This window comes from Pseudomonas sp. UBA6276, from assembly GCF_002438365.1.
GTDB classification, from domain to species: Bacteria; Pseudomonadota; Gammaproteobacteria; order Pseudomonadales; family Pseudomonadaceae; genus Aquipseudomonas; species Aquipseudomonas coleopterorum.
This window is the reverse complement of the sequence record NZ_DJUS01000178.1, coordinates 12,690-20,356: the sequence shown is the minus strand read 5'-3', so window position 1 is coordinate 20,356 and position 7,667 is coordinate 12,690. Positions and strand designations below refer to the sequence as shown.

Here is a 7,667-nt window from a genome sequence, read left to right as displayed (position 1 = left end):
GGGGGGGGGGGCGCCGCGCGCCCCCCCCCCCGCCGACGCCGTCTATTCAGCAGCCCAGCGCGTCGGCGGCTTCAGTCAATGAGCTGACGACGATGTCCCACGCCTGGGTCGGAGCGAGATCCTTGGTCTGCTGGGCTCCGTACTCGGTGGGCCGGCAGACGAATACCGTGCGCATGCCGTTTTCCCGTGCCGCGACCAGATCGTCGTTGTGCGCGGCGACCATCGCGGTTTCCTCGGGCAAACGCCCCACGGCGGCGATGGTCCGTTGATAGGTCACCGCCTGCGGCTTGTAGGAGCGGCTCAGTTCTGCACCGCCAATCACGTCCCAAGGCAGACCGGCATATCGGGCCAGGTTGAGCATCCCGGCAATGTGCCCGTTGGACAGCGCGCCGATGGCAAACCTGCGCTTGAGTCGAGTGAGCCCGGCCACGGAGTCGGGCCACGGGTCGAGGCGTTCCCATGCCCTGGTCAGCTCGTCGCGCTGCTGGACCGGGATAGTGGCCAGGTCCACGCCATGTCGCGTCAGCACCGTGTCCAGGTTCTCGCGGTTGAGCACATCCAACGTCACGTATTGCCGCCGCCCCGACCTCACCTCCCCCATCGAGGGCTGATACAGCCCGCGCCAATCGCTGGCGAACTGCAACGGATCGACTGAAATGGCATGACGCGCCAGAAAGGGTTCCACCTCCCGTGCCACGCTGGTACGCCAGTCGACGACGGTACCGAATACGTCGAAACCCAGGAAAGCGACCTGATCGAACACAGGGTTCATGTTTTGCCCTCGACGATGGCGCAGGGGATATCCCCGCACTCGCTGTACAGGGATAGACCGGCGTGCACCTCGGCCGTTTGATTGGAATTCACCGCAGGCACGATGAACGCCAACCACTGAGCTCAACCGATCGGCAGTTCGCCGGTCACGATTGCCGTGACCAGAAAGATCCCGAACATCGGCAGCGACCACTTGAAGAACTCCTTCTGGTATTCACCGAAGGTCATCTCGGTGCGGTTCATCAGCAGGAACAGCCAGGCCACGGTGGGGCTGGCGTAGCGCAGCGCCTGACCCATGAACGAAGCGACGCCGATTTCGGTGGGGGTGATGCCAAAGCTGTATGCGATCGGCGCGACCACCGGCAGGATGCCGAAATAGTACGCATCCACCGGCAATGCGTAGCAGGCCAGCGCGCCGAGGAAGGCGAAGATCAGCGCCGTGTGGCTGCCCATCGATTCGGGAATCAGGCTGGCCATGTGCTCGGCCACCGCGCCGGCCATGCCGCTGCCGTTGAATATGCCGAGAAAGCAGCCCGCCGCCAGAATGATCGATGCCACCGCCACCGCATCGCCGCCGTTGGCGGTGATGCGCTCGCGCTGCTCCACCGCGGTGTAGTTGACGGTCAGTGCCAGCGCCGTGCCCAGCATGAACACCACCGCGCCACTGGCCCAGCCGGCGATGAGGATCACCAGCATGGCCACCGTCAGTGCCAGGTTGAACAGAAACAGCTTGGGTCGCTTCAGTTCCTTGTCGTGGTCTTCGATGACCGTGACCATGTCGGCGATCTGCTCGGCGGTGACAATGACCTTTTCACCGGCAACGAAGCCCAGGCGCTTGCGCTCCTTGATGCCCATCAGGTAAGCCATGCCGAACACGTAGATGAACGACACCCCCAGAATCGGCAGGATCGCCACGAACAGCGTGTTGACCTCGAGGTTGAGCACCGCCGCCGCCCGTGCCAACGGACCGCCCCAGGGTAGGCAGTTGCCCAGCCCGCACGGCAGGATGATCAGCATGGCCAGGTTGGACAGCTTCATGCCCATCTGCTTGTACAGCGGCAGGAACGCGGTGGTGATGATCAGGATGGTGGTGGTGCCGTCACCGTCCAGGGTCACCACCGAGGAGGTGAATGCCGTCACCAGGATGATCTTCAGCGGGTCGCCGTTGGCCTTGCGGATCAGGTAGGTGCACAGCGGGTCGAACAGCCCCACGTTCATCATCAGGCTGAAATACAGCACGGCGAACAGAATCATCACCGTCGGGTTCACGGTGCCCAGGGAGACCTTGCCCTCTGCGCCCTGGGAATAGAACAGGCCCTCCCTGATCCACTTAATGATCATCTCCAGCGGCACACCGCTGAGCAGGCAAACCAGCACTCCGACCGCCAGTGACACGACGATCAAGCCAGTGAAGGGCGAAAGTTTCTGCCTGATCACCAGCAGCAGGAACGACGTGATCAACGTATAGCCCAGAATGGTCAGCATCCGAACGTCTCCACCTATTATTTTTATCGTGAGAAGCAGCGTCTGTTACGCAGGCCCGGCCTCGGCCGCCGAGCCTGTCGGGCTTCAGCGGCCCTGCAGCAATTGGGTGACCCAGTCGGGTGCCAGCTCAGGCAGCGGCTCGCCGCCGTCGCGGCAGCGCACGTAGTGGTCGATCACTTCGCGGCGCTGCTCTTCGTAGGCGCTCTTCTTTTCCGATGCTTCGAGCACTTCCAACAGGCGTGCCCGCGGCACCACGGTAACGCCGTCGTAATCGCCGAACACCAGATCGCCCGCTGCCACCTCGACACCGGCGCAGGTCACGGTGGTGTTGATCTTGCCGGGCCCCTGCTTGCCGGGACTGCGCTGCATGAAGCCCTTGGCGTAGACAGGGATGTCCAGCTCGGCGAGCGGTACCTTGTCGCGCACGCAGCCATCGATGACCAGCCCGGTGAGCCCGACAGCCTGCGCAGCGCCCGCCATCAGGTCGCCGATGTAGGCCCGCCCCGGGTAGCCCTTGCCGGCGACCACCAGTACGTAACCAGGCTGGCCTTGATACACGGCCACGTGAATCGGAAAGTTGTCGCCGTCTTCGGTGTCGACGGTGTACGCGGTGCCAAGCATGATCTTGCGCTCGTCGAGCGGCATCAGGTCGGCGTCCATGGCGCCGTTGCGGGCGATGCCCAGCTTGGCCATGCCATCGCACAACTGGGCGGGACTGAGCTTGCGGAATCGGTCGAGCAGGTCTTGGGGGATCAGTTCAGGCAGCGGCAGATAGTGTTCGGTATTCATGGAGTGGTCCTCAGCGATGGTTGACCAGGTGGCGAATGGCGGCGCGGTAGTCCAGTTCGCTGCCGTTCTCGCCCAGTTGCGTGTGCCAGTCGGTGGCGGCAAGCTTTTCCAGCTGGCGATGGCTGGCCCGCGACATGGTGGCGTCGACCCCGGCGTCTTCGAGGGTGGCGACCACGTCGTCCATCTCGGCGCTGCGGCGCTTGGCGTGAATCAGGGTGCGGGCGGTAAAGGTGTTGGCCAGTTGCTCGACGGTCTTGCCATCGAGGGATTCGCCCAGAGACTCGACCAGTGTGTCGAGCACGCCGAACTTCTCCCCCGCCTGAAAGGCTTCGATCAGCAGTTGCGGCAGGCCTTTCATCACCACGCTTTTGAGCATCTTGATCGCCGACGCGGCGCCCGCCTCGGCGTCGAGCACGGTCAGACGCATGCCGTGGGGCGTGAACGTTTCGGCAAAAACCGATGCGCCCTCACCTGCCAGCAACATGGGCACGCGGTGATTGTTGCCGGGCACCGTGCCCATGACCGCGGCGTCGCAGAACGCCACGCCTTCGGCCCTGGGCAATGCGTCGATGGCCTGCTTGACGGTGGGCGCGGCCGAGTTCATGTCGACATAGGTTTGCCCGGCTACGAGCAGCGGCAGGATGCGCTCGGCCACTGCCAGGGCGCTGCTGGCGCTGGTCAGACAGAGGATGAAGCGGGCGCCTTGGCAGGCGTTTTCCAGAGAGTCGAAGAGTGTGACTCGGGTGTTCTCGGCACGCTGGCGGATCGCCGCGCCGCGCTGGGGATCGTCTGCGTGGGCATCGTAGGCGCCGAGTTGCAGATCGGCTTGGGTGTGCAGACCGGTGGCCAGGTGGTAGGCGGCTTCGCCAAACCCGATGAAGACCAGTTTCATCCGTGTGTTCCTTCTTTGTATTGTTATTGAAGGAGTGGGAGCAAGGCATGTGCCAAAGTTCGCTGGTGGAGTTTTTATCCAGCAGGCTCAGTGAGTTAAGTTCGGCGGGAATACAAGACTGCAGTCCGCTCGCCTGCTGAGTCATTTCAGTTGATTGCAAAAGCTTTCATCAGCCCCTAACGTGCAATGCGTGCCATCGATCCATGACAACTCCAACAAGAAGGACGCCTCCCATGCAGGGCAAACTGGCTGTCATCTCCCCCTCCACCACCCTTACCGCCGTAATGAACCAGGTATTGGAACGACGCGGCCTGACCGTGGCCGTGGTGGAGGCTGCGCAGCACCAGGCTGTACTGATGGCGCAGCAGGCGCTCGATGCGGGCGCCAGTGTGCTGATCAGCCGCGGCAAGACCGCCAGCGTGCTGCGCGAGCGCTTCCAGGTGCCGATCGTGGAGGTGCGTCATACCTTTTTCGATTGCATCAATGCCTACCACCAGGCGCTGAAGGTGTCGCAGCGAATCGCCTTCCTCGCCACTTCGGACGGTTACGCCGCCATCCTGGAAAAGGCCCGGCCTTTCATGCCGGAGGTGACCATCTGCTCGATCGACCCGTTCGGCAGCGCCCAGAGCACCGACCTGCAACTCGACCGTCTGCAGGCCGAAGGCATCGAGGTGGCCATCGGTGGTCTGTCGCTGGAGCCGGCCGTCAGGGCACGCGGCCTGCGCTACGTGATGTCCGAGGCCGATGCTGACGCCGCCTTCGATGCCATCGACGAAGCCCTGCACCTGCTGCGCATCGAGCAGGAGCGTCTGCACAAGCGCCTGGAACTGCAGGGGCGCTACGAGATGATTCGCTCCATCCTCGACTGCGTGTCCGAAGGCATTTTCAGCATCGACAGCGACGGGGTCATCACCAACATGAACAACGTCGCCACCCAGTACCTGGGAGCCGTAGGCTGCGGCGCCAAGGTGGCCGGTCTGCTGCCCCAGGATTACTTCGCCCGGGTGCTGGACAAGGGCGAGGCGGTGCGTGGCGCCCTGATCAACCTGGGGCGCCTGTCGCTGACCCTGAGCATCGCGCCGATCACCTTGGGCCAACAGGTGATCGGCGCCGTCGCAACCCTGCAGAAGCAGACTGAAATCAAAGCCATCGAGCAGAAAATGCGCCGGCAACTGGCGCGCCAGCACGTGGCCGAGAACACCTTCGCTTCGATCATCGGCAGCAGTCCGGCGCTGGCCAAGGCCAAGCGGCTGGCGCAGACCTTCGCTGCGGTGGACAGCACGGTGATGATCGAAGGCGAAACCGGGACCGGCAAAGAGTTGTTCGCCCAGAGCATTCACAACGCCTCGAAACGCCGCCACGGTCCGTTCGTGGCGATCAACTGCGCAGCCTTCGCACCTGGCGTGCTGGAGAGCGAGCTGTTCGGCTACGTGAAAGGCGCTTTCACCGGTGCCCTGGCCGAGGGCAAGGCCGGTGTGTTCGAGCTGGCTCACACCGGCACGATCTTTCTCGACGAGATCAGCGAAACATCGGCGGAAATCCAGCTCAAACTGCTGCGCACGCTGCAGGAGCGCAAGGTGGTGCGAATCGGCGACGACAAGGTCACGCCGGTGGACATTCGCATCATCACCGCCAGCAACAAACGCCTGCCGCAGTTGGTCGCCCAGGGGTTGTTTCGCGAGGACTTCTTCTACCGCATCTGCGTGCTCAAATTGCAACTGCCCGCCCTGCGCGAGCGCCGTCAGGACATTCCGGAGCTGGTCACCCACCTGCTGGCCAGCTCAGGCATCCCCGCTGCGCCCCCTGGACCGCAGCTGCTGGCGCGGCTGAGCGCCTACGAATGGCCGGGCAATATTCGTCAGCTGGGTAATATCGTCGAACGTCTGGCGGTCATGAGCCAGGGCCGCGACATGAGCGGCGCCTGGGTGGAGGAAGCACTGGAAGACTTGCCCCCGCCCGCCCCGGCCACCCCTGGACTTGCCCGCAGCGAGCAGCAGGTGCTGCTCGACACGTTGCAGAGCGTGCGAGGCAATCGTGAACAGGCGGCGCGGCTGTTGCAGATCAGCACCACGACCCTGTGGCGGCGCATGAAGAAGTATCAGGAGGCGGACCCGGAGGCCTTCGCCGGGACCCGTCTTTACGGGCCGCTGGAATCATCGCTGAAGGGCTAGGCTGGGGCTTCAGGAATAGACCTGGACGCGCTGGCGGACCGGCTGGGCTTGGCGTACAGGCTGCTGCTGACGCGTCAATTGCGCCTGGACCACCGCCACCGCATCCAGCACGCGGTGCGTCCAGCGGTCGTCATCGGGACGGACCACGACCACGCGAAAGCCGTGCTCGTGGCCCTCGCTTTCCACGCCTTCGGAATCGTCGACGTGCAGGTCGATATCGAAGGCCGGCGGAAACTTCGAGGGCGACAGGCTCATGCCATGGCTGGCCAGGGCCCGGCTGTGGACCTCGCTGTTGACCACGCCATCCACCCGAATGCCGTGCAGCAGCAGCCAGCGCTTGATGTAGGCCGGCGTGCGGCCCGACGAGGTGTACACCCAGATGCTGCAACCCTGACGGCGCAGTTCACGGGTCAAGGAGCGGGTGCCGATACGCAGTGGCTCACCCAGCCAGCGGTGGACGAAGCCAGGCAGCCAGCTGCGCTCGGCCTCGCTGTGATGGGGCAGGCATGCCAGGGTGTCGTCGATGTCGAATGAAATACGCACGCGCGGACGGTTGAACGGATTCATCGGAATAAGACCTGTGATCGCTTGCCACATCGGTTTGAGCCACGTTTGTCGAGTGTCGGATTCATCGTCCCCTGCCCTCATGCAGCGCCAGCTGCTTGTGAGTGAGGAAGAACTTTTTCGGGTCCGGCGCCTGTTCTTCGAGAAAGGCGGCGTACTTCTTCTTGATCTTGGGCAATTCGTAAAGCGCCTTGACGCCATGCTTGGCGGAATTGCGGATCACCGACGAGGGGTTGAAATAGCCCGGCGCATTATCCACCGAGAGCACGAAAGGTGGTAGCCCTGCGCGGATCAGCAGGTAGCTGACGATCAGCGAGCCGGTGCGATTGTTGCCTTCGATGAACAGCTGCGGCTTGCTCAGAATGCGCACGTACACGCCTGCCGCACGCTTCCAGACCGACTCGCTGCGGTAGGTGCAGTACCAGTTGTAGAGGTCCTTGATGCCGCCTTCGGTGTTGTTGAAGAAATGCTCTTCCGTGGCGGCCAGGTGCTGGGCGAACTCGACGCGGCGCGCCGGATCACGCCCGCAGAGCACGGTGGCGTTGATCTCCAGCATGAGGTTGACCTGTTGCAGATCGAACAGGTCCACCCCCTGCGCCACGTAGTCGTCGACCAGGGCGTAGCCGGCCAGGACGTTCTCCACCACCTCGTCGGTCAACGGATCACGCTGCTCGGTGAAGTGCTTGCTGAGCTCGGCGAAGCGGCCCTGCACTTCACGCAGAGCTCGTTCGATCGCGGCCAAATCGAGACGACGGGTTACCGACATGAATGATCCTGAATCCTTGAGGAGTGAGGCAAAACGAGGGCTTCCTGCCATCGGTCAGCTGAACTTGCCGCTGATGTAATCACCGGTCATCTGTTCGCGCGGGTTCTCGAAGATCTGCGCGGTCGGGCCCATTTCCACCAGGTATCCGGTGCGCGTGCCCTGGGAGATGTCCACCGAGAAAAACGCGGTCGTGTCGGCGACGCGGATGGCCTGCTGCATGTTGTGGGTG

7 protein-coding genes and 1 pseudogene are annotated in these 7,667 nt (G+C 63.4%); 1 reads left to right on the top strand and 7 read right to left on the bottom strand.

Annotation, left to right across the window (positions count from 1 at the left end):
• Nucleotides 1–46: 46 nt before the first annotated feature.
• The 4 genes from B2V21_RS20095 to B2V21_RS20080 form a co-directional block, all read right to left on the bottom strand.
• Nucleotides 47–772, bottom strand: a complete 726-nt coding sequence (locus B2V21_RS20095) for a haloacid dehalogenase type II (RefSeq protein ID WP_286917831.1) — start codon at nucleotides 770–772, stop codon at nucleotides 47–49.
• A 122-nt stretch (nucleotides 773–894) separates the two neighbouring features.
• Nucleotides 895–2,256, bottom strand: coding sequence for a CitMHS family transporter (locus tag B2V21_RS20090; protein ID WP_286917830.1), 1,362 nt, complete (start codon nucleotides 2,254–2,256; stop codon nucleotides 895–897).
• An 84-nt stretch (nucleotides 2,257–2,340) separates the two neighbouring features.
• Nucleotides 2,341–3,045 carry an RraA family protein gene (locus tag B2V21_RS20085; RefSeq protein WP_122742139.1) on the bottom strand — a complete coding sequence of 235 codons (705 nt, stop codon included), beginning with the start codon at nucleotides 3,043–3,045 and terminating at the stop codon, nucleotides 2,341–2,343.
• A 10-nt stretch (nucleotides 3,046–3,055) separates the two neighbouring features.
• A complete protein-coding gene (locus B2V21_RS20080; RefSeq protein WP_286917829.1) occupies nucleotides 3,056–3,937 on the bottom strand; it encodes a DUF1932 domain-containing protein in 882 nt (293 codons plus the stop codon).
• 233 nt (nucleotides 3,938–4,170) lie between these two features.
• Between B2V21_RS20080 and B2V21_RS20075 the strand changes: the two genes are divergently transcribed.
• Nucleotides 4,171–6,108: a sigma 54-interacting transcriptional regulator gene (locus B2V21_RS20075; RefSeq protein WP_286917828.1), complete on the top strand. Its 1,938-nt coding sequence runs from the start codon at nucleotides 4,171–4,173 to the stop codon at nucleotides 6,106–6,108.
• A 9-nt stretch (nucleotides 6,109–6,117) separates the two neighbouring features.
• On the opposite strand, the gene B2V21_RS20070 is transcribed toward B2V21_RS20075, so the two are convergent.
• The 3 genes and pseudogenes from B2V21_RS20070 to B2V21_RS20060 all read right to left on the bottom strand — a co-directional run.
• Entirely contained in the window at nucleotides 6,118–6,675 is a 558-nt protein-coding gene (locus B2V21_RS20070; RefSeq protein ID WP_236690471.1) for a hypothetical protein, read from the bottom strand.
• A 61-nt stretch (nucleotides 6,676–6,736) separates the two neighbouring features.
• A complete protein-coding gene (locus B2V21_RS20065) occupies nucleotides 6,737–7,438 on the bottom strand; it encodes a hypothetical protein (protein ID WP_049859737.1) in 702 nt (233 codons plus the stop codon).
• Nucleotides 7,439–7,492: 54 nt separating this feature from the next.
• A pseudogene (locus tag B2V21_RS20060) lies at nucleotides 7,493–7,667 on the bottom strand (phosphate ABC transporter ATP-binding protein); the annotation flags it as partial.